This is a genomic window from Aeromonas popoffii (assembly GCF_000820025.1).
GTDB classification, from domain to species: domain Bacteria; phylum Pseudomonadota; class Gammaproteobacteria; order Enterobacterales; family Aeromonadaceae; genus Aeromonas; species Aeromonas popoffii.
Genome location: NZ_CDBI01000075.1, coordinates 6055 through 29094, shown reverse-complemented (window position 1 = coordinate 29094; position 23040 = coordinate 6055). Strand labels below are relative to the sequence as shown.

Sequence of the window (23040 nt, the reverse complement as noted above, 5' to 3'; positions counted from 1 at the left end):
ATGTCAACGATGGTGGCATCAGTCAGCACGGTAGAGAAGAAGTGCTCCTGCTTGCCCTCAACAGAGGTGCGGTACCACTTCAGGGTCACTTTCGGCAGCATTTCGCCGGAAGCCAGGGAGTTGTACATCAGCGGCACGGCTTTGTTCAGCGCAACGGTAAACTTGAACGGCTTGTGGACACGCTGACCAGCAGGCTGACCGGATTGCGGGTCAGTCGGCACGGTGACAACGTGCTGGAACTCTTGTACCAGCATCTCATCTTCGTGACCTTGTACGAAGATGTTACCGACGGAGTCGGAGGTGAAGGCACCGGCGGTGATGTTGCCCTGGGTTTTACCTTTGATGCTGATATAACATGGAGTTGGCATGTGTATGCTCCTAAATAGGTGGGTTAAATGAGCTAGCACTCGACCAAACCCTTAGCAGCGACCGTGCCAATTTTTTATCCCTTAATTATCAACAACTTAAGAAAAATCACCTCGACACAGCCCCAGCCAACAGCAAGATGTTGCACCAGATAGTCCATTACGCCAGCAAAAATTACACTTTCAGCATTAAATTCCACATATTGCGCAACTTATTGCACAAGACAGAATTATTGACCGCCCTCATCCACATTCCCCACTAACGCCGCATCGATATTGAGCCGCACCAGCCCCTGCTTGAGCGCCCAGAATATCGCCTGGCTTTTATTGCTGGCTCCCAGCTTCTCGACAATACGTTCCAGGTGAAAGGTCACCGTTCTAGGGGTGATGCTCAATATCTGGGCAATATCGCTCACCTGCTTCCCCTCCGCGGCCCATCTGCACACCTCCAGCTCCCGCAGACTCAGCGCATCCTGAGGCGACAGACCGGCCAGACAGACCCGGGCTACCGCCTCGAAAATATGCATGGAGAGCCAACTGAGAAAAGGCACAGCAGAGAGCCACTGCTGCCTAGTAAGAGGTGTGCTGGTAATAAAGGAGAGCAGGCCCACATGACCGTTGGCTCCGTGCCAGGGAAACGTCACGCCATCGCGAATGCCAAATTCACTGGCCAGTTGCATCAGCTCCCGGCCCTGTTCATCACAACTCTCGTTATCGCGTACCACATCAGCCCACAGAATGGGGGTGCTCTGGGTCATGCCGCATTTGACGATGGGATCAATAGCAAAGAAACCGCTGGCCGTGTAGGTATCCACCCAGGATTGCGGACAACCGTTGAAGATGATGACGTCCGGACGCTGAATGGTACTGGGAAAGATGAGGGCAAGGCGAAAATAGTCGAACCCCATGCGACCGCTCAGCTCACGCAACAGGCTCACTATGGTGCGCTGATCTGCGGCCGTTTCGAACTGGGCGATGAGATCCTGCGCATGCAGGGTATTCATTTCTACGGTATGAGTATCGTGCACAAGGTCGTGTGGCCAAACATGGAAACATGCCGCATGTTAACAAGCGTCAACGGATGGCACACTTGGACCTGTCACAAAATCGGAGATTGCCCACGGTTTATCCTGTAAATTCAGATATACTTGCATGAAAGTACCGTTGAAAGTCCGCAGTACATAGGACACATAGCAAAAAGGCCATCCTTTCGGATGGCCTTTTTGGCTGAATAAATGGCGGAGGAGGTGGGATTTGAACCCACGGATGGTCGCCCATCGCCGGTTTTCAAGACCGGTGCATTCAGCCGCTCTGCCACCCCTCCGAACGGCGAGCATACTACGTCAAGCCCTTGTTCATATGCAATACATATTTGTTCTGGGATAGTGGGGGACAACAGGTTGGGATAGCGCTTGAAATCAGCGCTCGTCATCCCCACCTTCAGTGCATACAATACTATAATGAAGCGGAATCTGCCGCCTCAACCGGAAATCAAGAGGACACCCAAGATGGATACCCGTTCTATCCTTACTGGCACCCAGAGTGCCGCTCGCGATACCAACAAGGTACTGCGCAACACCTATATGCTGCTCTCCCTCACTCTTGGCTTCTCTGCCGTTGTGGCCGGGGTTGCCACCATGATGAACATGCCGCCCCTGCACTGGGCCGTGTTCCTTATCGGTGTGTACGGTCTGATGTTCCTGACCCAAAAGAACCGCGAAAACGGCATGGGGCTGGTATTCACCTTCGCCCTGACCGGTCTGCTCGGCTATAGCTTGGGCCCCATCATCAACATGTACATGAACAATGGTGGTGGTGAGATAGTGATGACGGCTCTGGGCGGCACAGCGCTGACCTTCTTTGGTCTGTCTGCCTACGCCCTGACCACCAAGCGTGACCTCTCCTTCATCGGCGGCATGCTGTTCGTCGGTTTCTGGGTGCTGCTGGTGGCCATGGTCGCCAACATCTTCCTGCAGATGAGCGCCCTGAGCCTGGCCCTGTCCGCCATGTTCATGCTGTTCTCCTCCGGTGCCATACTGCTGACCACCCAGCAGATCATCCGGGGCGGCGAGACCAACTACATCTCTGCCACCGTGACCCTGTATGTTTCCATCTACAACATATTCCTGAGCCTGTTGAGCCTGCTTGGCGGCAACCGCAACTGATAAACAACCCCGCTTCGGCGGGGTTTTTATTGATGCCTATTTCTGTCAGAATAAGTTGTAAATCAAGGATATGAAGCGAAGCGGCCCTGATCCAAATCAGGGCCGCTTCGCGCTTGGCGGGTTAGTATCCCGTTCTCGTTTCGTTCAAGGGTTGCTCTTGTCTCATGCCGATGGATTTTTCTGGCCTGCTGCGCCGACTACTGACTGACAGCCACATCGATTTTGCTTCGCTCAAGGGTGGTGCCTAGCATGCCCATGGACTTTTCTGGTTTGTTACGCCGACTGTTGACTGACAGCCACATCGATTTTGCTTCGCTCAAGGGTGGTGCCTAGCATGCCCATGGACTTTTCTGGTTTGTTACGCCGACTGCTGACTGACAGTCACATCTATTTCGCCCTCAAGGTGTTGCTGGCCATGGTGGGGCTGCTTGCCTTCACCCTGGCAACAGGCGACATCCAGCTCACAGTGCTGCTCTCCCTCGGGGTGGTGGCCGGTGCCATTGCCGAAACCGACGACAGCCTGTGGGGCCGGGTCAAGAACCTCGGTATGACGCTGATCTGCTTCCTGTTTGCCTCCTTCTGCGTGCAGTACCTCTTCCCGACACCCTGGCTGTTTACCCTTGGGCTGGCCGGGTCGACCTTCATCTTCGTGATGGTGGGGGCCCTCGGTCAGCGGTACGCCACCATCAGCTTCGGCTCCCTGCTCATCGCCATCTACACCATGCTGGGGGCCGCCAAGGCGCCTGATCTCTTCTACCAGCCGCTGGCGCTCTGCGCGGGCGCACTCTGGTACGGCCTGGTCTCCCTCATCTGGCTCTGGCTGCTGCCCTACAAGACGTTGCACGAGCAGCTTGCCCAGAGCTACTTTGCCCTCGGTCGCTATTTACTGGAGAAATCCCGCTTCTTTCCGGCGGACGAACACGGCGCCCAGGCCATTCGCCACAATCTGGCCCAGCTCAACATCAATCTGGTCAATGCGCTGACCCTCACCAAGTCGGCACTCAACGCCCGCCTGAGCACCCGTCATCAGGCGGCGCCCGAGCTTGCCAGCCTGCTGCGCCTCTACCTGCTGGCGCTGGAGATCCACGAGCGGGCCACCTCTAGCCACTACCCCTACAGCAAGCTGGAAGCCGAACTCAAGCAAGGAATCGTCCTCGATGGATTTCAGGAGGTGTTCCTGCAACTGTCGGAGGCGTGCCAGCGGCTCGGTTACGCCATCCTGGTGCACAAACCTTACGCCCACAACAAGCGCATCCACTGGACTTTGGAGGCCCTCGGCGATCAACTGGAGTTCACCCATCTCAAGCAGCACTATCCCAAAACACTGTTGACGCCGATGAAGTTCCTGCGCCGTAACCTGGCCAGCATCAACCAGCTGCTGGCCAGTGCCGAGGAGCTACAAAACCCGACCCTGGCACAGGCTAGCCTGCCAGCCCTGGCGCGCCCGCCCCGCCTGCCGCTACTGACCCAACTCAAGCAGCATCTGACCCCGAACTCCATGGTGTTTCGCCACGCCCTGCGCCTGTCGCTCGGATTGGTGGTGGGCTACGGCATACTGCAAGCATTCAATCTGGACAAGGGTTACTGGATCCTGCTGACGGTACTGTTCGTCTGCCAGCCGAGCTACAGTGCCACCCGTCGCCGACTGGTGCAACGCATGCTCGGCACCTTCGCCGGCCTGCTGGTGGGGATCCCCGTGCTCTGGCTGTTCCCTGAACTGCACGTCCAGCTGGTGGTAATGGGGCTTGCCGCCTTCCTGTTTTTCACCCAGGTGCGCAGCAACTACAGCGCCGCCGTCTGCTTTATCACCCTCTATGTGCTGATGGCATTCAACCTGCTGGATGGTATTGGTTTTGCCATCCTGGGGCCGCGCATGCTCGATACCTTCCTCGGCTGCCTGCTCTCCTATGCCCTGGTAGCCTGGCTGTGGCCGGACTGGCAATACAAGCGGCTGCCGACGCTCATTGCCAACTCCCTATCAGCCAACGCCCGCTATCTGGCGGCCGTGCTCGCCAGTCTACAACAGCAACGGGATGAATCCATCGACTACCGGGTGGCCCGCAAGAGCGCCCATCTGGCCGACAGCGAGCTGGCCATGGCCTGGCAGAGCATGCTGGTGGAGCCACAGAAACGTCGCCGCTTCCTCGACCTCTGCTTCACCCTCACTTGGCGCAACCACGCCCTGCTCTCCTACATCTCGGCGCTGGGCGCCCATCGCGACAAGCTGGAAGCCATAGGCGAGCTCGACGAGATCAGCCGCCACCTGAGCCATACCCTGGAGCGCGCCGCCGGTCACCTGGCAGGAGAGATGCCGGCGCAGATCGAAGGCCAGTGCCCTGTCATCACCCCGGACAGCAGCGAGGAGCAGCTGATGCTGACCCAGCAGCTCGCCCTCATCAGCCAGCTGGCAGACGAATTGCTTACCCTGGCCAACGAGAGCCGGTTGCTCAGCGGGGAGCAAGGCGCTACCATGCCCGCCCAATCCTGATAGCCCCCTTTGCGAGGAGCCCCTTATGTCTGAAAAACATCAGCTGGCATTCAACGGCCGCAGCATCGAAACAGATGCCAAGGGCTACCTGCTCAACAGCAGCGATTGGTGCGAGGAGCTGGCGCAGGTGCTGGCCGAGCAGGAAGGCATAGTGCTGGAGGAGCCCCACTGGGAAGTGGTGCGTTTCGTGCGCGCCTTCTATCTGGAGTTCAATACCTCCCCCGCCATTCGCGCCCTGGTCAAGGCGATGGAGAAACAGTATGGTCCCGAGAAGGGCAATAGCCGCTATCTCTACAAGCTGTTTCCGGAAGGACCCGCCAAGCAAGCCACCAAGATAGGTGGCCTGCCAAAACCGGTGAAATGCATCTAAAAAAAATACCGCGCCCATTTGTAAAATGAAGCGCGGTATTTTTTATCTGCTTGAACCATCAGGGGTTGTAGGCAACCACTGAACCACTGAGCCCCGTCATCTGGCCGATGCGACCCTGCATGCCCTGCAGCTTGGCCTTGGAGACATCCGGTCCGATGAAGACGCGGTTGAGCTGCCCCTGCACCGGCGTTCTCGGTGAGGTGTGGGCCGAGTAGCCCGCCGCCCGCAACTTGCCCACAAGCGCGTTGACGCTGTCTACGTTCTTGAAGGCACCGAGCTGCAGGATCCAGCTGCCCTGAGCCGGGGCGGCAGCGGGTGCCGGCGTGGTCGGCTGCGCCATCTTGCTGGCGATGAGGTCATCCATCGACTTGATCTGGCCCGCCTGCGGCTTGGTCTCCACCGGTTTTTTCACTTCCACCGGCTTGGGCGGTACCGGCTTTGGCTTGGGCGGCTCGACCGGCGTCTTGACGATCAGCTCGGGCTTGGGCTTGACGACCTGCTGAGTCACCGCCTTGGTGGCGGGTGGCGGTGTCTGCGTCGCCGGGGTCTTGTTGGCCGCGAGCGTGACCGGATCCGAGACCTCCTCGACCTGCCACTGCTCGGCGGCAGCAGCCTGCTGCTGGCTGGCCAGATGTTCCGCCGGCAAGGCGCTGGCGGCAGAGACCTGCAACGCCGGTTTGGCGGGTTCAAGCTCGGGGCGCAGCGGGATCTTGGCAAACGCCTCTTCCTTTTGCTCCAGCTTGTGGCCGTCCATCAGATCCGGCAGAAAAATGACAACCAGGGCCACCAGGATGACGGTCCCTACCAATCTGTTCTGAAACTTCGAAGCCAAGTTAATTCCTACCCATGTTGCTTAGCCGATGACGTGCAGAAGAGGGCTTGGCCCGGGAAAACAGGCCCGAAGCCGTGCCGTTCAACCCGCCAGTGCCGATCAGGACGCAGTGCCCGCCAGGATGTCGGCGACAGTGTAAAACGAACCAAACACAATGACCATATCATCAGGACTCGATGCGGCCAACGCTGCCTGATAGGCGGTGCTGACGTCATCACAGCGCAAGGCAGGCCCCTTGCCCTCTCCCAGCTCGGCAGCAAGCTGCTCGGCACTGGCGGCGCGCGGGCCGGTGAGGCTGGCCAGATACCATTCACTGATGAGGCCGTCGAGCTCGGCCAGCGACCCCGCCATGTCCTTGTCTTTCAGCATGCCGACCACGGCACGGCGCACGCCCGTGCAGGGAATTTGGCGCAGCTGGCTGGCGAGGTAGGCCGCCGAATGGGGATTGTGGGCCACATCGACGATGACCAGCGGCTCACTTTGTAGCCGCTGCATCCGGCCAGCCAGCCGGGCATTGGCCAGCCCGTCACGGATGGCAGACTCCGGCAACGGCAAGCCCAGCGACTCCAGCGCAGCCAGCACGGTCACCGCGTTCATCAGCGGCAGCACCGGCTTGGGCAGATCCCGCCAGTGGTTGAGGCCGTGGTAATCCCAACTGGTCTCATGCTCTTTACCAGAGAAGTCGACCCCCACCTGACGCAGACAGGCACCGAGGCGCTGCGCCTCGGTGGCGATAGTAGCAGGCGGGTTGGGCTCGCCGCTGATAGCAGGTTTGCCAGCGCGGTAAACACCGGCCTTCTCCACTGCCACCGCTTCCCGGGTATCCCCCAGCCAGTCGCAGTGATCCAGCGCGATGGAGGTGATCATGGCGACATCGGACTCCACCACATTGGTGGCATCGAGCCGACCGCCCAGCCCCACTTCCAGCAGCAGCACATCGGGCGCGGCGCGGCAGAAGAGCCACACACCCGCCAGGGTGGCGAACTCGAAGAAGGTGAGCGCTATCTCGCCACGGGCCGCCTCCACCTCGGCAAACGCCGTGCAGTGATCACCGTCAGTCAGCTCGGCGCCGTCAATGCGCACCCGCTCGGTAAAGCGCAGCAAATGAGGAGAGGAGTAGACGCCGACCTTGTAGCCCGCGGCCATCAGAATGCTGGCCGCCATGGCACAGCTGGAGCCCTTGCCGTTGGTGCCCGCCACCGTGATCACCTTGAACGGCAATTGGGTGAGGCCCATTCGACGGGCGACTGCACCGACCCGATCCAGCCCCATGTCGATGTTGACCGGGTGGATCTGCTCCAAATAAGAAAGCCAGTCGACCAGCGACCGGCTTTGGGATTGTTGCATGTTTGAACTCATCTTCACTCTTCGATGACGTGAGTATTCAGCATTTTGGCGAGCAGGCTGGCCAAACGGTTACGCATCTCGCGGCGATCGATGATGAGATCGATGGCTCCCTTCTCCAGCAAGAACTCTGAACGCTGGAAGCCTTCCGGCAGTTTCTCGCGCACCGTCTGCTCGATGACACGCGGACCGGCGAAGCCTATCAACGCCTTGGGCTCGCCCACGTTGATGTCACCCAGCATGGCCAGACTGGCGGAGACGCCCCCCATGGTGGGGTCGGTCAGCACAGAGATATAGGGCAGGCCCGCCTTGGTGAGCCTGTCCAGCGCCGCACTGGTTTTGGCCATCTGCATCAGGGAGAAGAGCGCTTCCTGCATGCGGGCACCACCAGAGGCGGAGAAGCAGACCAGACCGCGGCCTTCCTTGATGCTCTCCTCGACGGCGCGCACGAAACGGGCACCGACCACGGAGGACATGGATCCCCCGATAAAGGAGAACTCAAATGAACAGGCGACGACCGGCACCCCCTTGAGGGTCCCCTTCATCACCACCAGCGCATCTTTCTCTCCCGTCGCTTTCTGAGCGGCGGACAAACGATCCTTGTAGCGCTTGGAATCCTTGAATTTCAAGATATCCTGCGGCTCCAGCTCGGCACCGATCTCGGTGCGGCCCTGCTCATCGAGAAAACTCTCGAGACGGGCACGGGCGCTGATGCGCATATGATGATCACACTTGGGGCACACTTCGAGGTTGCGCTCCAACTCTGCCCGGTAGAGCACCTGTTCACAAGCACTGCACTTGGTCCACACCCCTTCCGGAATGTTGTGACGACGAGGTGTAGTGATCTTGCTCTTGGGAAGGATCTTCTCAAGCCAGCTCATGGAATTCCTTAATGCTTTTGTGCCTGACAAAACGCATCGAGCCTAGATTGTTCAATGACTTACTAGCTCGATGGCAATAAATGACGGATCATTAAACCACAAATTTTCGGGGCCAGTTACTAAAAACTGGTCGTACCCGGTGCTGAGTCCGGCAGCCACAGCGGGCCGAGCGGCAACCGTGGCAGCGCCAGTTCAGCCGGGTAATCCACGTCAACCAGATAGAGTCCACCCGCCTTGGCGGTGGGCCCGGCCAGGTTGCGATCCCTGGCGGCCAGCAGTTCGGCAATCCACTCCACCGGTTTGAGCCCCTGCCCCACCAGCAACAGGGAGCCGGTAATGTTACGTACCATGTGGTGCAAGAAGGCGTTGGCACGGATATCCAGCACGATATAAGGCCCCTGACGGCTGACGCATAGGTGCGTCACATTGCGCCACGGCGTCTTGGACTGGCATCCAATGGCCCGAAACGAGGTGAAATCCTGTTCCCCCAGCAGGGACTGGCCCGCCTGGTGCATCAGCTCGGCATCGATGGTCTCGTGATAGTGGCTGACGCCGCTACCCAGGATCGCCGGGCGGTAGTTGTGGTTGTAGATGACGTAGCGATAGCGACGAGCGGTGGCGCTGAAGCGGGCGTGGAATGTCTCATCCACGGCCAAAACCCAGCGCACGGCGATATCCGGCGGCAGGTTGGAGTTCAGGCCCAGGGTCCAGGCGGACTCGCTGCGGATGGCGTGGGTATCGAAGTGGATCACCTGACCTGTGGCATGCACGCCGGCATCGGTACGACCGGCGCACTGGATGGAAATCGGGTGGTTGGCTATCCGGCTAAGGGCCTTCTCCAGCTCGGCCTGCACGCTGATCACTTCTCGCTGACGCTGCCAGCCGAAATACCGGCTGCCGTCATATTCAATACCTAGGGCAATTCGCATGGATAACACTTGTCTTATGGTGAAAGGAGAGCGGTAAAAGAAACGGGGCGGATTATACGCGCTCAGGGTGAAAAGTCCCAAAAACCGCATCCCTCTCGACAAAGGGCACCAATAGAGAAGGGCAGCCTGCTGGCTGCCCTTCGTTATTTGGTCACACCATTCAAAGGTTACCCCAACCGCTTGAGCAACTTCTCGGCCTCGGTACGCTGGTGATCCGTGCCTTGCTCCGCCGCCTCTTGCAGCAGTTCTCGGGCACTCTCCTTGTCATCGATCTCGAGGTAGGCACGGGCCAAATCCAGCTTGGCCCCCACGCCACCATCGTCGGCATCCACATCAAACCCGGTGGATTCCGGCAGCACTTCGGGGAAACCATCCAGCCCCACATCCAGCGAGAAGCCCTGATAAGGCTCCGGCTCTGTGGTGCTGGCATCGGCATCGGCCAGCAGCTTGTCGATCTCGACATAGCCGCTCTCCTGCGCCTGCTCCCGTGGTGTCACGTCACCCTGATGGGATTCCACCTCGGCGAAAGCATCTTCAAAATCGGAGAGTGCCAGCTCGTTGGGATCCCACTCGAGATCCGGCTCGACCGCCTTGCCCTTGGCTGACGCCAACCCCAGCTCTGCCAGCATCTCGTCTGCGCTGGTATCGGCAGCGCTCTGCTGTGCACTGCCCTTGCCAGAGGCGGGCTCGGTAAAGGCGCTCAGGTCAAGCTCCTCGTCGCTGACCACGGGCTCGGCATCCGGCTGGCCGTCATCGTTAGCATCCAGTTCCAGATCGGCGGCAAGGTCGTCGTCCAGCTCGGCAAACAGCGCAGCCTGCAGCTCCTCTTCACTCATGATCTCATGACCGCCCTTGGGCGGGTTGAACTCGTTGGCGAGATCGAGATCCGGTCCGGCATCAAGCTCAATGGCCTCGTCATGGCCTAGATCCAACTCGGGCACCAGATCCGGGTCTCGGATGGCCATCTTGGGCGCAGGTTCCGGCTCGAAGCTGGCCAGATCCGTCTCGCCATCATCGCTGAACACCAGATCGGCCGGTGCCTCTGGCTCTGCAACTGCCATATAACCCTCAGGCGTGTTGAGATCCGGTCTCGGTCGCATCGGCTCCTCGTCCGTGATGCCGACCGTCATCAGCTCGTCAAATTCGCCGCTCTCCTGATCCATGACCATAGAGGTGGATTCAGACAGGCTTTTCTCCTGCTCCTCCAGCTCGCGGCGGGCACGGGAACGCAGCCAGAGCGTGACCAGCGCCAGCACCAGCAGCACAGGTAGCAATATGATCATCGCAAGGTTGAGCGGTGAGGCGAGCAGGTCCATCAGCCAGTTTTGCTTGGGCTCGGGGACCACCACTGGCGGAACCGGTTTGGCTTTGAGCTCGGCAATCTCTTTTTGCAACGCAGTCTGATCCAGCAGCTGGGCCTTGAGGATCTCCACCTCTTCGGTCAGGGATTGCAGGCGCAGCTTGAGCCTGTGGTTCATCTCAGTGACCTGGCCAAGCTGGGCATTGGCATCTTCCAGCGCCAGCGCCATCTCGGTGGAGGGCTTGCCGACCGGTTTATCCACATCGGCCGGCAGCGGAGCCGGTGCGCTCGCACTGGCGGCGCTGGTTGCAGCGGCCTGGCTTGGCACGGGTTCGGCCGCCTTGGCAATCTCTTTGACTTCGGTGGTCGGTTGCGGCGTGGTCACCTTGGGCACGGGGGCCGGAATGGGCGCGGCCTTGGGCGCAGTCGCCTTGGCAGGCGCGGCGGCAACCTTGGTTTCAGCCGGCTTGGCCGGTTGGGCATGTTTGTTGGCCAGGTATTTCGGGCTCAACCCTTTCCAGCTGGCGTTGTCGCTGTTGAAACGCTGGCGAGCCTGCGCATCCGTGATGACGCTGGCCTCGGCGGCGGTTGGCAGCTGAATGCGGGATCCCACCAGTATGTGATTGATATTGCCATCGGCAAAGCTGCGGGGATTCTTCTCGTAGATCGCCACCATGGTCTGGTAAACGCTCACCTTGTTGGAGGGGCGATGCCTGCTCGCCAGGCTCCAGAGGGTATCGTTGGGACGGATCGGGCCATAACTGCCGGCATTGCTGGTCGCAACCTGCCGCACTATGGGCTGGGCCCTGGGTTGGCTGGGTTGGGACATGGCGCGGGGAGCGGTGACGGGTTGTGCCAACGGCTGGGCATTGACGGCAGGCCGAGCCGGTTCGTCCGGGCCCTTGATCTCAACAAAAAAAGGCTCCCGCGCCGAGTCTTCAGCCTGAGCGGTGCCCAGCAGACCCAATGCGAGTAGCATTGCCAATGTTATGCGGGAATGTCCCATATTCGTTCCTTCGTATGACGGCCCTATCGCATTGAAAAATCTGGATAGTTACCCCAAAACAGTCGGTTCAATATAAATCAGGCTCAGGGTGCAAGCCAGCAATCCGACACATTTAGCACCCAACGTGTTTGTGAGTGTAGGAAAAAACTTAATCAGTTGATATCACGAAAAATTCTCGGGGCCATAGAGTGCGGCCCCGGTCACATCCACGCCCCATGGGGGGGCAGGTTTCACGCCAGATGGGGCTCCTTTCCCATCTGGTCAGCCGATCAGAGGTAATCGCGCACCAGCAGTTCGGCAATCTGTACGCTGTTGGTCGCAGCGCCCTTACGAACGTTATCGGCCACGATCCACATATTGATACCACTCGGGTGAGAAATATCCTGACGGACCCGGCCGACCAGCACCTCATCCTTGCCGGTGGCGTCGCGCACCGGGGTCGGATAATCCGCGTCGTCATCAAACAGGGTAACACCCGGAGCATTGCGCAGCAGCTCCTTGACCTGATCCGCATCCAGCGGCTGGTGCAGCTCGACGTGGACCGCCTCGGCGTGACCGTAGAACACAGGCACCCTTACACAGGTGGGGTTCACCGCTATGCTGGCATCTCCCAGGATCTTCTGGGTTTCCCACACCATCTTCATCTCTTCACGGGTGTAGCCGTTGTCGGTGAAGCTGTCGATCTGCGGAATGAGGTTGAAAGCGATCTGCTGCGGATAGAGGGTCGGCTCCACCGGACGACCGTTGAGCAGCTGCGCAGTCTGGCCAGCCAGCTCGCTCACCCCCTCCTTGCCGGAGCCGGAGACGGACTGGTAGGTCGCCACGTTGATACGGGCTATGCCGACTTCGTCGTGCAGTGGCTTGAGCGCAACCAGCATCTGGATGGTGGAGCAGTTCGGGTTAGCGATGATGTTGCGGTTACGAAAATCCGCCAACGCGTCCGGGTTCACTTCCGGGATCACCAGCGGGATGTCTGCGTCGTAACGAAAGCAGGAGGTGTTGTCGATGACGATGCAGCCGTGCTCGGCAGCAATCGGCGCCCACTTGGCAGAGACCTCGCCCCCGGCGGAGAAAAGCGCTATCTGCACCTGGCTCCAGTCAAACTCTTCCACGTCCTTGATCTCGAGGTTCTTGCCACCAAAGCGCACCGTATCACCGGCACTGCGGCTGGAGGCCAGCGGATAGAGGGTGCCTACCGGGAAGGCGCGCTCCTCCAGAATTTCGATCATGGCCTGACCCACGGCGCCGCTGGCGCCCAATACCGCTACGTTGAATTGCTGACTCACTAATATTCTCTCCTGTGGAATTACCCATGGATAGCGCCGGTTAACAGCCGCTGTCCATGGTGTCGCTGACGCACGCTGGCATCACAGTTGGCAGGCTGACCTGCCCGATAGGGGATTTGGCATCATGCCAAACCGGACAAGGGTGGGACCGGGTGTGGCACCAGGTCCGCCCATTTTCTGGTGTTGAACTAGGGATTGAGTCGGCTCACTCGGCCTGAATGCCAAAGCCGAGCCGGGCCAGAGTATCGCCGGCGAACGGGCCGCAGACCTGCAACGAGGATAGCTCGCGCCGCTCCGGGTAGTGTTTGCGCTGCTCATCGAAACTGCCGGGCACCTCAATCCGGTTACGAAAACGGGCATCGTCGCGACGCACGTCATAAATAAGGTGCACCAGCTGCTTGATCAACGCCTGATCCGTCGGTTGACCCGGTGTCAGTGCGCGCACCTCGGGGACTGGCAACAAGGATTGCAGATCCTGGCGCGGCGTGCGCCCCAGCTGCTGGCACAGCGCCTGATAGAGCATCCAGGTACCGCGCGCCTTTCCCTCCAGGCTGTAGCCTGCGATGTGAGGAGTCGCTATCTCGGTATGGGGCACCAGGGCCCGCAGTGGCTCGGGCTCCCCTTCCCACACATCCATCACCAGTCGCAGGGGCCCCGGCCCCTGCTGGCGAGCGAGCAGCGCCTGGTTGTCCCACACCTCGCCACGGGAGGCATTGATCAGGATCTGTCCGGCAGGTCGCGCGGCGATCACCTGCTCATCCAGCAGGTGGAAAGTGGCATCCGGCCCCTCGCGGGTGATGGGGACGTGAAAGCTGACGATATCGGCACCCAGGGCACTCTGGTAGTCGACAAACGCCCCAGCCTCCCCCGCCTGCGCGGCGGCCCGGGCGCGCGGCGGATCGCAGCGCAGCACCCGCATGCCGAGGGCCTCGGCCTTGCCCGCCACACATTCCCCCGTGTTGCCGGCGCCGATGACGGCGAGGCTCATCTCGCGCAAGGTAAGCTCGTGGCGCTCGGCCAGCACCAGCAAGGCACTCAATACATAGTCGCCGACCGAATACTTGTTGCAGCCGGGCGCGCTGAAGAAGGGGATGTCCCGCTCGGCCAGCAGCGCCTTGTCCACGTGATCCGTGCCTATGGTGGCGGTGCCAACGAAGCCGAGCTGCGGGCTGGTGGCGAGGAGTGCGGCATCGACCCGGGTCACGGAGCGTACCAGCAGCACGTCGGCATCTTGCAGATCCGCCGCCTGCATATGCCGTCCTGACAGGGGGATCACCTCGCCAAATTCGGCAAATAACTCAAGGGCATGGGGCATATTTTCATCAACGACGATCTTCATCGGGCTCTCTCACTTCGCAACCGGCCACAGGCGCGCCATTCTAGCCCAAACCAACCGAATTTTCAGATGCATATTCGCCTATGCCCTTTCACCACAGTCGCACCGCCAGGTCGGCCCGGGCCACACTCATTTGTAACCCCATGTTACAGTCCGGCCGGTGCGACTTGACCAACAAGCCGAGGCTGGCACAATGGCGCCTCTTTTTTATCTGCCTCTGTCACACGCACCCGTTACGAGCCCTGTTATGCCAACTCAGTCCTCTTCGTTGCCGCGCCGCCAGGCGCTTGGTTTCAGCGCTGCCCTGATCCTGCCGCTGCTGCTGCTGACCTGCCTGCCCTGGCAACCCTTTATGAGCAACTCCCTGCAATCGGGCTGGTTGTGGTGGCCCTACGCCCTTACCCGCATGGTGGATCTGCCCGGCCTCGCCGTCAGCATCGCCGCCCTCTTGCTGCTGACCCGACACAAGCTGGCACTGGGCCTGCCCGCCACGCTGGCCCTCGGTGGCGCCCTGTTTGCCGTGCTGGCGGGCGACTGGGCCATCAAGAGCCTGGTCAAACACCTGACCCAGGATCCGCGCCCCTATCTGCTCTGGCTGGAGAGCCAGAACCTGATCCCTGCCATCCAGCAGTTCTACGCCAGCAAGGTGGAAGTACGCAGCGAGCAGGTGCATGCGGCCAGCCTCTTGCTAGCCCTGCCCGAGTGGCTCGGCAACCACTGGCAGGCAGAGGTGAACTACGCCTTCCCCTCCGGCCACAGTATCGCCGCCATGAGCCTGGCCCAGTTCTTCGGCCTGATCTGGCTGACCCGCGCCCCCACCGGGGTCTGGTTGCTGCCACTATGGGCGCTGGGCATAGGTCTGTCGCGCATGCTGATCGGCATGCACTGGCCGCAGGATGTGCTGGCGAGCGCCCTGCTCGGCAGCCTGACCGCCCTGTTGGGCGCGCGCTGGTGGCTACGTCGCTACTGACACCTGTGACCACGCCGACAAAAACGGGCACCTTCTGGTGCCCGTTTTTGTTTATGCGATAACGTCACATACCGATAGCCATGCTCAGTTGCTGGCGCTCTGCCCCTGCCAGCCCTCGGGATACTTGTAACCCACGAAACGCTTGGCGGCATAGGCCTTGAATTCGGCGGAGTTGTAGGCCGCCGCCACGTCCTTGGCAAACGGCTGATCGGCATCGGCGCTTTTCACCACCACCCAGTTGATGAAGTTGTAGCTGCGCTCAAGGAACAACCCCTCGCTGAACGCAATGCCGCTGGAGGCAGCGAAGTTACCGTTGATGACGGAGAAATCCACATCCTCCCGCGAACGTGGCAGTTGCGCAGCTTCCAGCTGGATCAGCTTGATATTGTGCGGATTTTTCGCCACATCAAACTCGCTCGCCTTGAGCGGATTGATCCCCTCCTTGAGGGTGAGCCAGCCCAGGTCCTGCAGCATCAGCAGGGCCCGCGCCTGATTGGTCGGGTCGTTGGGGATGGCAACCGTGCTCCCCTCTTTCAGTGCCTTCAGCTCGCCCAACTTGCCAGCGTAGAGCCCCATGGGACCGGTCGGCACCTGGGTGATGGGAGCCAGTGACAGGCCCCGGTCTTTTGAAAAACTCTCCAGATAGGGTTTGTGCTGGAAGCAGTTCACATCGAGCGAGCCATCCGCCAGCGCGATATTGGGGGTCACGTAGTCAGTGAACTCCACCAGTTTGACCTTGTAACCCTTGGCCTCCAGCTGCGGCTTGATGGAGTCGGTCACCATGTCGGCAAAATCCCCGACTGTCGTGCCAATCACAATCTCCTTCTTGGCCGTCTCGGCGGCAAGAACAGAAAACGGCAGGCTGCTGGCCAGCAGTGCCAGCGCGGAGAGGGTGAAGAAGGAACGACGCTGCATATGAAACTCCCTGTCAATATGATCAAAACGGTGGCCTATGATGGCGCTTGCCACCCTGGGTGGCTTCGCCGAAACCATCTAGCCATCCAAACGGCTGATAAATGCCACCATAACAGAGCCTCTCCCCGTCGCCAAGCAACAAAACAGGGCAAGCTTAACCGAGTGGCAGCTAAGCCCGACGTTCAACCCTGTTGGCTGCCGCTGTCGGGGGGATGGCCGCCATCCGGCGTTTCGCCCGATCCAGGCTTTGATCACATCGCGGCGGGTCGCTGTCGGCATGGCAGGCTTGCCTGCCATGCCGACAGCGTGGGGATGAGCCACATCCGCTCCCTCCCAAAGCCACAGCAAGGGTTAAGACATGTTGACCGCTAAAGAAAACATCAACGGCTATCCACTGACAAAGCTCTCAAAAGAGCACATAAAGTGAATCGCTGGAACCCCCATATGGTTTGAAACGGGTTTGTGATGGGATTTTTTTGAGCCTTATCTCAGATCAGAAATGAGCGCTTTTTGGCTCTGTTTTTCCCGTGTATAGATGCCAGCCGTACCCAGGATGGTGCGGTATAAAATGGAGTTTATTAATGAGAAAAACATCGTTAGCGTTGGCAATTTCGGCCCTGCTCTCGGCCATGCCCATCGCTTCAGTTCAGGCTAATGAGAGTTGCACCCCGCTCACCGGCAAAGAGGCCGGACTCGATACCGGTCGCAGCAGCGCAGACCGTTGTCTGCCCGGCATCAATCCCCTGCAGGACCAGCAGTGGCACCTGCTCAACAGCGGCCAGGATGCCTTCAGTAAACGCGGCGGCGTGGCGGGCAATGACCTCAACCTCTGGTGGGCACACCGCACCGAGGTATTGGGTCAGGGCATCAATGTGGCCGTGGTGGACGATGGCATCGCCATAGCGCACCCGGATCTGGCCGACAATGTGCGCCCCGGTTCCAAAAACGTGGTGACCGGCAGCAGCGATCCGACCCCGACCGATCCGGACAGTGCCCACGGCACTTCGATATCCGGCATCATAGCCGCGGTGGACAACACCATAGGCACCCTGGGGGTGGCCCCCCGCGCCCAGTTGCAGGGCTTCAACCTGCTCGATGACAACAGCCAGCAGTTGCAGAAGGACTGGCTCTATGCCCTCGGCGGCAACGCCGTCACCGCAGACAACCGGGTCTTCAACCAGAGCTACGGCACGAGTCTGGTCGATCCAGAAGGGGCCAACGAGCTGGATCAGGTGCAGCTCGATCGCCTGTTCGAGCAACTGACCCTTCAGGCGCAAGGCGCGGCCTATATCAAAGCAGCTGGCAACGGCTTCAACCGGATTGCCTCCGGCAGCTATGTGCTCAACCGCACCGGCGACATGCCAAAGCTGCCATTTGAGAACAGCAACATCGATCCCTCCAACAGCAACTTCTGGAACCTGGTGGTGAGCGCCATCAACGCGGATGGGGTGCGATCCTCCTACTCCAGCATCGGCAGCAACGTGTTCCTGAGCGCCCCAGGCGGAGAACAGGGCACGGATACACCCGCCATTGTGACCACGGATCTGCCCGGATGTGACATGGGTTACAACCGGGTAGACGATCCCAGCACCAACCGGCTGCACAACAACCCGCAACTCGATGCCAGCTGCGGCTACAACGGCGTGATGAACGGCACCTCTTCGGCCACCCCGAACACCACAGGTGCCATGGCGCTGCTGATGTCCGCCTATCCGGACCTGTCGGTGCGCGACCTGCGCGACCTGCTGGCCCGCAACGCCACCCGACTCGACGCCAATCAGGAGCCCGTGCAGATAAGCTACACGGCCGCCGACGGCCAGCGCCGCCAGGTGACGGCGCTGGAAGGCTGGGAGCGCAACGCGGCCGGCCTCTGGTTCAGCCCGACCTATGGTTTCGGCCTGGTGGATGTGAACAAAACCCTGGCCCAGGCCGCCAGCCACGATCCGCTGCCACCACTGGTGCAGTTACCGTGGCAGAAGGTGACGGTTGAGGATAGCGTCGCCGGCGCCATCCCGGATGTGGGCAGCAGCCCGACCCGCTCCAGCACCGTGGTCGATCAGCCATTGACGGTCGAGGCCGTGCAGGTGATGGTGAGCCTGGATCACCAGCGGCTGCCCGATCTGCTGATCGAACTGGTCTCGCCATCCGGCACCCGCAGCGTGCTGCTCAACCCCAATAACAGCCTGGTGGGACAATCCCTCGACCGGCAGCGGCTGGGATATGTGCGCACCAAGGGGCTGCGTGATATGCGCATGCTCTCCCACAAGTTCTACGGCGAGCCGGCTCAGGGCAAGTGGCACCTGGAAGTGACTGACGTGGCCAATGGCACTCGCCAGGTCTCGCTGCTCAATCTCAGAACCAACACCCGCAGCACCCTGACCGAGCGCAACAACAGCCAACCGGGTCAACTGCTCGACTGGTCCCTGCGGGTACTCGGTCACGATGCCGCCCGTCCCTGATCACAGAGGAGTCATAACATGAAACACAGCTTACTCAGCCTTACCCTGGCAAGCCTGCTGGCCTCGGTCTGCCTGTACGCAACAGCCGACGAGTCGGTGGTGATCGATGGCAAGCAGTACAACACCATAGAGGTGAATGGTCAGACCTACCTAACGCTGGATAACGGCAGCAAGAAACGGGTCGCCCGCAGCCTGGATGGCAAGGTGCCACAGCAGCCCCTGCGCAGCGGCGACGTCCTGTTACAAGGGGTCGCCAGCCCTGAGCTGACCGTCAGCGGCACCCTGCTGGTGGAGGCCGATGACGATCGGGCCAAGGCGCTGGCGGGCCACCACGGCCTGCAGTTCAAACAGAGCAGCGGCGGCATCGCCCTGCTGGAGGCCAAGCCCGGTAAGGATCTGAACGCCATCGCTACCCAGCTCAGACAGCAAGGGGTCAGGGTACAGATCGAACTGGCTGGCACACTGAAGCGGCCAAAGTGAGCCAGCCCTTGCGCTGACAGACCCGAGATATCTTGCACACACAGAGGGGGCCGCTGGCCTCATGCCAGTCAGATAAGCACTTTTATGAATTAATATTCGAAATTTTGAATAGCAGAAACGGTGCTATGGTTACGGCGTCAATTTGGCTGAAACCTCTGCCCTGACTGGCATCCAATAAAAAGAGGGAGGCATCATGCCTCCCTCACTCTTTAGCCCTGATACCTAGCAGGTTGGGACTCAAACTCTCTTAACTGACTTGCATTAGCAATATGGGGCGCCATTTTTATTATTTTCAGGCTGGCACCGACGAGGTTCAGCCAGCCTTGTGCTGCTCGGCCAGATAGAGCCAGGTATCCACCACGGTATCCGGGTTGAGGGACACAGAGTCTATGCCTTGCTCGACCAGCCAGGCGGCGAAATCCGGGTGATCGGATGGGCCCTGGCCACAAATGCCGACATACTTGCCCGCCTTGCGCGCAGCCTGGATAGCCATCGACAGCAACGCCTTGACCGCCTCGTTGCGCTCGTCGAACAGGTGAGCGATGAGGCCCGAGTCCCGGTCCAATCCAAGCGCGAGCTGGGTCATGTCGTTGGATCCGATGGAGAAGCCATCCACATGCTCGAGGAACTTGTCTGCCAGCAGGGCGTTGGAGGGGATCTCGCACATCATGATTACCTTCAAACCCCGCTCGCCACGGCGCAGCCCATTCTCGGCCAGGATATCGATCACCTGCTCCACTTCACCCACGGTGCGCACGAAGGGGATCATCACCTCGACGTTGGTCAACCCCATGACGTCACGCACCCGCTTGATGGCCTCACATTCGAGGGCAAAACAGGGACGGAAGCTGTCGGCTATGTAGCGGGATGCGCCACGAAAGCCGATCATGGGGTTCTCTTCGTGGGGCTCGTAGCCACGCCCGCCCACCAGGTTGGCGTACTCGTTGGACTTGAAGTCCGACATCCGCACTATGACACGCTCCGGCCAGAAGGCGGCGCCCAGGGTGGCGATCCCTTCCGTCAGCTTGGCCACATAGAACTCACGGGGGCTGTCATAACCCGCGATCATCTTAGCGATGGTGGCCTGCAGTTCAGGGCTCTGCTGGTCGAACTCCAGCAAGGCCTTGGGGTGCACGCCAATCATGCGGTTGATGATGAATTCGAGCCGCGCCAGGCCCACACCGGCATTGGGCAACTGGGCAAAATCAAACGCCCGGTCCGGATTACCGACGTTCATCATGATCTTGATGGGCAGACGTGGCATGTTGCCCACCTCGGTCACAGCCACATCGAAATCGAGTTCACCATCATAGATGAAGCCGGTATCCCCTTCCGCACAGGAGACGGTAATGAGCTGACCCGGGGCAATATGATCGGTGGCGTTGCCGCAACCCACCACCGCCGGAATACCCAGCTCACGGGCGATGATGGCAGCGTGACAGGTGCGCCCGCCACGGTTGGTGACGATGGCTGAGGCCCGCTTCATGATGGGCTCCCAATCCGGATCCGTCATGTCGGTGACCAGTACATCGCCGGGCTGAACCTCGTCCATCTGGCGGATGGAGGAGATGACCCGCGCCGGGCCTGCGCCAATCTTGTGGCCAATGGCACGCCCCTCGATCAGCACCTTGCCCGCCTGTTTGAGTGCAAAACGTTCGAGGGTGTTGGCCTCCTGGCGGCTGCGCACCGTCTCGGGACGCGCCTGCACTATGTAGAGCTGGCCATCCTGTCCATCTTTGGCCCACTCGATATCCATGGGGCGACCGTAGTGCTGCTCTATGATGAGCGCCTGTTTCGCCAGCGCCATCACCTCCTCATCCGTGATGCAGAAACGGCTGCGCTCGGTCTCGGTCGTGTCGACTATCTTCACCTGACGGCCGTGACCGGCATCGTCCGAGTAGGTCATCTTGATAAGTTTCGAGCCGAGCGTCTTGCGCACCACGGCTGGACGCCCGCCCCTGAGGGTTGGTTTGTGCACATAAAACTCGTCCGGGTTGACGGCCCCCTGCACCACCATCTCGCCCAGCCCCTGGGCCCCTGTGATGAAGACCACATCGTTGAAACCCGATTCGGTATCCAGAGTGAACATGACGCCGGAGGCAGCCAGATCCGAGCGCACCATGCGCTGCACCCCGGCCGAGAGCGCCACGCCCTTGTGGTCATACCCCTGATGCACCCGATAAGAGATAGCGCGATCGTTGAACAGTGAAGCAAACACATGCTTGACGGCAATCATGACGGCATCGATGCCGCGTACGTTGAGGAAGGTCTCCTGCTGACCGGCAAAGGAAGCGTCCGGCATATCCTCGGCGGTGGCGGAGGAGCGCACCGCGAAAGAGGCATCCACACCCGCACTCAGCTTGTCGTAGGCCGCGCAGATCGCCTGCTCCAGCGCGCTCTGGAACGGGGCCTCGATCACCCAGTCACGGATCTGCTGACCTGCCCGGTTGAGGGCGGCGATGTCGTCCACATCCAGGGTATCGAGCAGATCATGGATCTTGCCGTTAAGGCCGCTTAACTCCAGAAACTCGTTAAACGCAAAGGCCGTGGTCGCAAAGCCACCCGGCACGGATACACCGGCACCTGAAAGGTTGCTGATCATCTCGCCAAGGGATGCGTTCTTGCCGCCAACTCGTTCTACATCTTGCATTCCGAGTTGTTCGTACCAGAGTACGTACTGTTGCACTTGCATGTCTCCAGGTTGGTGGGCTCGGGTGCCATGGCACCTTCTGCGCCAAATTATGTGCGTGAGTTATATGCGTTATTGTCTGTTTCTACTGTTGCCAACGAATATGAAAACGTTTTCTATTTGTTGTCAAAAAAATCCCCGAGCAAGATTTGGGGATAGCCGAATGACACAGACATTCTACAATGCCAACACAAAAAGGTAACGACTCAGGTTTGCAAGCCACTTCACAACTTGGGCACAGTAGATAGGTTGACAATATCGGTATAGTTTCGAGAGATACTGACTGCTCGCAACCTCGCCAACCCGTATCACAGGAGCGCATCGTGCACACCGTATTCTATGTATCCGACGGCACCGCCATCACGGCCGAGGTGTTCGGCCACGCCGTATTGAGCCAGTTTCCGCTGGTGTTTGAGCAAATCACCATCCCCTTCGTGGAGACGCAGGACAAAGCCAGGCAGGTGCGGGCGCGTATCGACGAGCAATTCCGTCAGACCGGGATACGCCCCATCCTGTTTCACACCATAGTCGACCCCCTGGTACGTGAAGAGGTGCTTAAGGCCCAGGCCAGCAGCCACGACTTTCTCAACACCTTCGTCAGCCCGCTGGAGTATGAGCTGGGGGTCAAAGCCGAACCCAGGCTGCATCGCACTCACGGCATGGAGAATCGCAAGCTCTATGACGATCGCATCGAGGCGGTGAACTTCGCACTGGCCAACGACGACGGCATTACCACCAAGGAGTATGAGGAGGCGGACATCATTCTCATCGGGGTCTCCCGCTGCGGCAAGACCCCGACCAGCCTCTATCTGGCGCTGCAATTTGGCATCCGGGCCGCCAACTACCCCTTCATCGAGCAGGACATGGGCTCGCTGGACTTGCCCAGCGCCCTCAAGGCCAACCGCCACAAGCTGTTCGGCCTCACCATAGCGCCGCAGCGGCTACACGAGATCCGCAACCAGCGCCGCGCCAACAGCCGCTACTCATCGCTGGAGCAGTGCGAGCAGGAGCTGGCGAGTGTGGAGCGGCTGTTCCGCCAGGAGGCGATCCGCTTTCTCGACACCAGCTCTCATTCGGTGGAGGAGATAAGCGCGAAAATTCTGGAGGCAACCGGCATGCGCCGTCAGCTCTATTGAACCGGGCAGGGGTTAGAAGCTGAGCCCGGCATAGTCCATGGATGACGGCGAGCAGGAGTGACAGGCAGACATAAAAACCGAGCCAGATG

The 23040-nt window shown here is 60.0% G+C and carries 18 protein-coding genes and 1 tRNA gene; 7 read left to right on the top strand and 12 right to left on the bottom strand.

All coding sequences use genetic code 11. From position 1 onward, the window contains the following. The 3 genes from hcp1 to BN1129_RS16230 form a co-directional block, all read right to left on the bottom strand. Positions 1-368: type VI secretion system effector Hcp1 (hcp1, locus tag BN1129_RS16240; RefSeq protein WP_042037894.1), on the bottom strand; the 368-nt coding region annotated here is incomplete at its 3' end. Positions 369-595: 227 nt separating this feature from the next. Beyond that, positions 596-1369 carry a LuxR family transcriptional regulator gene (locus BN1129_RS16235; RefSeq protein ID WP_042037892.1) on the bottom strand — a complete coding sequence of 258 codons (774 nt, stop codon included), beginning with the start codon at positions 1367-1369 and terminating at the stop codon, positions 596-598. Between the two features lie 232 nt (positions 1370-1601). After that, positions 1602-1689, bottom strand: a tRNA-Ser gene (locus BN1129_RS16230). A gap of 184 nt (positions 1690-1873) precedes the next feature. On the opposite strand from BN1129_RS16230, the gene BN1129_RS16225 reads away from it, so the two are divergent. The 3 genes from BN1129_RS16225 (at position 1874) to BN1129_RS16215 (ending at position 5388) form a co-directional block, all read left to right on the top strand. Continuing rightward, positions 1874-2530 (top strand): Bax inhibitor-1/YccA family protein, encoded by a 657-nt coding sequence (locus BN1129_RS16225; protein WP_042037891.1) that lies wholly within the window; start codon positions 1874-1876, stop codon positions 2528-2530. Between the two features lie 334 nt (positions 2531-2864). Continuing rightward, positions 2865-5018 carry a YccS family putative transporter gene (gene yccS, locus BN1129_RS16220; protein ID WP_042037889.1) on the top strand — a complete coding sequence of 718 codons (2154 nt, stop codon included), beginning with the start codon at positions 2865-2867 and terminating at the stop codon, positions 5016-5018. Between the two features lie 25 nt (positions 5019-5043). Continuing rightward, positions 5044-5388, top strand: a complete 345-nt coding sequence (locus BN1129_RS16215) for a TusE/DsrC/DsvC family sulfur relay protein (RefSeq protein ID WP_042037888.1) — start codon at positions 5044-5046, stop codon at positions 5386-5388. Positions 5389-5446: 58 nt separating this feature from the next. Here the strand turns inward: BN1129_RS16215 and dedD are convergent, their stop codons facing one another. The 7 genes from dedD to BN1129_RS16180 form a co-directional block, all read right to left on the bottom strand. Beyond that, positions 5447-6220 carry a cell division protein DedD gene (gene dedD, locus BN1129_RS16210; protein WP_042037886.1) on the bottom strand — a complete coding sequence of 258 codons (774 nt, stop codon included), beginning with the start codon at positions 6218-6220 and terminating at the stop codon, positions 5447-5449. A 99-nt stretch (positions 6221-6319) separates the two neighbouring features. Further along, the gene (gene folC, locus BN1129_RS16205) at positions 6320-7579 is read right to left on the bottom strand and encodes a bifunctional tetrahydrofolate synthase/dihydrofolate synthase (RefSeq protein ID WP_042037885.1); all 1260 of its coding nucleotides are present in this window, start codon (positions 7577-7579) and stop codon (positions 6320-6322) included. Between the two features lie 2 nt (positions 7580-7581). Then, positions 7582-8445 carry an acetyl-CoA carboxylase, carboxyltransferase subunit beta gene (accD, locus tag BN1129_RS16200; RefSeq protein WP_042037884.1) on the bottom strand — a complete coding sequence of 288 codons (864 nt, stop codon included), beginning with the start codon at positions 8443-8445 and terminating at the stop codon, positions 7582-7584. Positions 8446-8564: 119 nt separating this feature from the next. Next, positions 8565-9374, bottom strand: a complete 810-nt coding sequence (truA, locus tag BN1129_RS16195) for a tRNA pseudouridine(38-40) synthase TruA (protein WP_042037882.1) — start codon at positions 9372-9374, stop codon at positions 8565-8567. Between the two features lie 167 nt (positions 9375-9541). Further along, positions 9542-11680, bottom strand: a complete 2139-nt coding sequence (locus BN1129_RS16190) for a FimV/HubP family polar landmark protein (RefSeq protein ID WP_042037880.1) — start codon at positions 11678-11680, stop codon at positions 9542-9544. Between the two features lie 269 nt (positions 11681-11949). Then, the gene (locus BN1129_RS16185; protein ID WP_042037878.1) at positions 11950-12966 is read right to left on the bottom strand and encodes an aspartate-semialdehyde dehydrogenase; all 1017 of its coding nucleotides are present in this window, start codon (positions 12964-12966) and stop codon (positions 11950-11952) included. Between the two features lie 205 nt (positions 12967-13171). Further along, entirely contained in the window at positions 13172-14305 is a 1134-nt protein-coding gene (locus BN1129_RS16180; RefSeq protein ID WP_042037877.1) for a 4-phosphoerythronate dehydrogenase, read from the bottom strand. Positions 14306-14549: 244 nt separating this feature from the next. Between BN1129_RS16180 and BN1129_RS16175 the strand changes: the two genes are divergently transcribed. Then, positions 14550-15272 (top strand): phosphatase PAP2 family protein, encoded by a 723-nt coding sequence (locus tag BN1129_RS16175; RefSeq protein WP_042037875.1) that lies wholly within the window; start codon positions 14550-14552, stop codon positions 15270-15272. An 84-nt stretch (positions 15273-15356) separates the two neighbouring features. Here the strand turns inward: BN1129_RS16175 and BN1129_RS16170 are convergent, their stop codons facing one another. Beyond that, positions 15357-16187: a MetQ/NlpA family ABC transporter substrate-binding protein gene (locus BN1129_RS16170; RefSeq protein ID WP_042037873.1), complete on the bottom strand. Its 831-nt coding sequence runs from the start codon at positions 16185-16187 to the stop codon at positions 15357-15359. 581 nt (positions 16188-16768) lie between these two features. Between BN1129_RS16170 and asp the strand changes: the two genes are divergently transcribed. Both asp and BN1129_RS16160 read left to right on the top strand, forming a co-directional pair. Next, positions 16769-18646 (top strand): serine protease Asp, encoded by a 1878-nt coding sequence (asp, locus tag BN1129_RS16165; RefSeq protein ID WP_042037872.1) that lies wholly within the window; start codon positions 16769-16771, stop codon positions 18644-18646. A gap of 18 nt (positions 18647-18664) precedes the next feature. After that, a complete protein-coding gene (locus BN1129_RS16160; RefSeq protein ID WP_042037870.1) occupies positions 18665-19126 on the top strand; it encodes a serine protease chaperone in 462 nt (153 codons plus the stop codon). 313 nt (positions 19127-19439) lie between these two features. Here the strand turns inward: BN1129_RS16160 and ppsA are convergent, their stop codons facing one another. Further along, positions 19440-21818 (bottom strand): phosphoenolpyruvate synthase, encoded by a 2379-nt coding sequence (gene ppsA / locus BN1129_RS16155; RefSeq protein ID WP_042037869.1) that lies wholly within the window; start codon positions 21816-21818, stop codon positions 19440-19442. Between the two features lie 320 nt (positions 21819-22138). Here ppsA and ppsR point away from each other — a divergent pair, with 320 nt between their 5' ends. Further along, entirely contained in the window at positions 22139-22951 is an 813-nt protein-coding gene (ppsR, locus tag BN1129_RS16150) for a posphoenolpyruvate synthetase regulatory kinase/phosphorylase PpsR (protein WP_084204672.1), read from the top strand. The last annotated feature ends 89 nt before the right edge of the window (positions 22952-23040 follow it).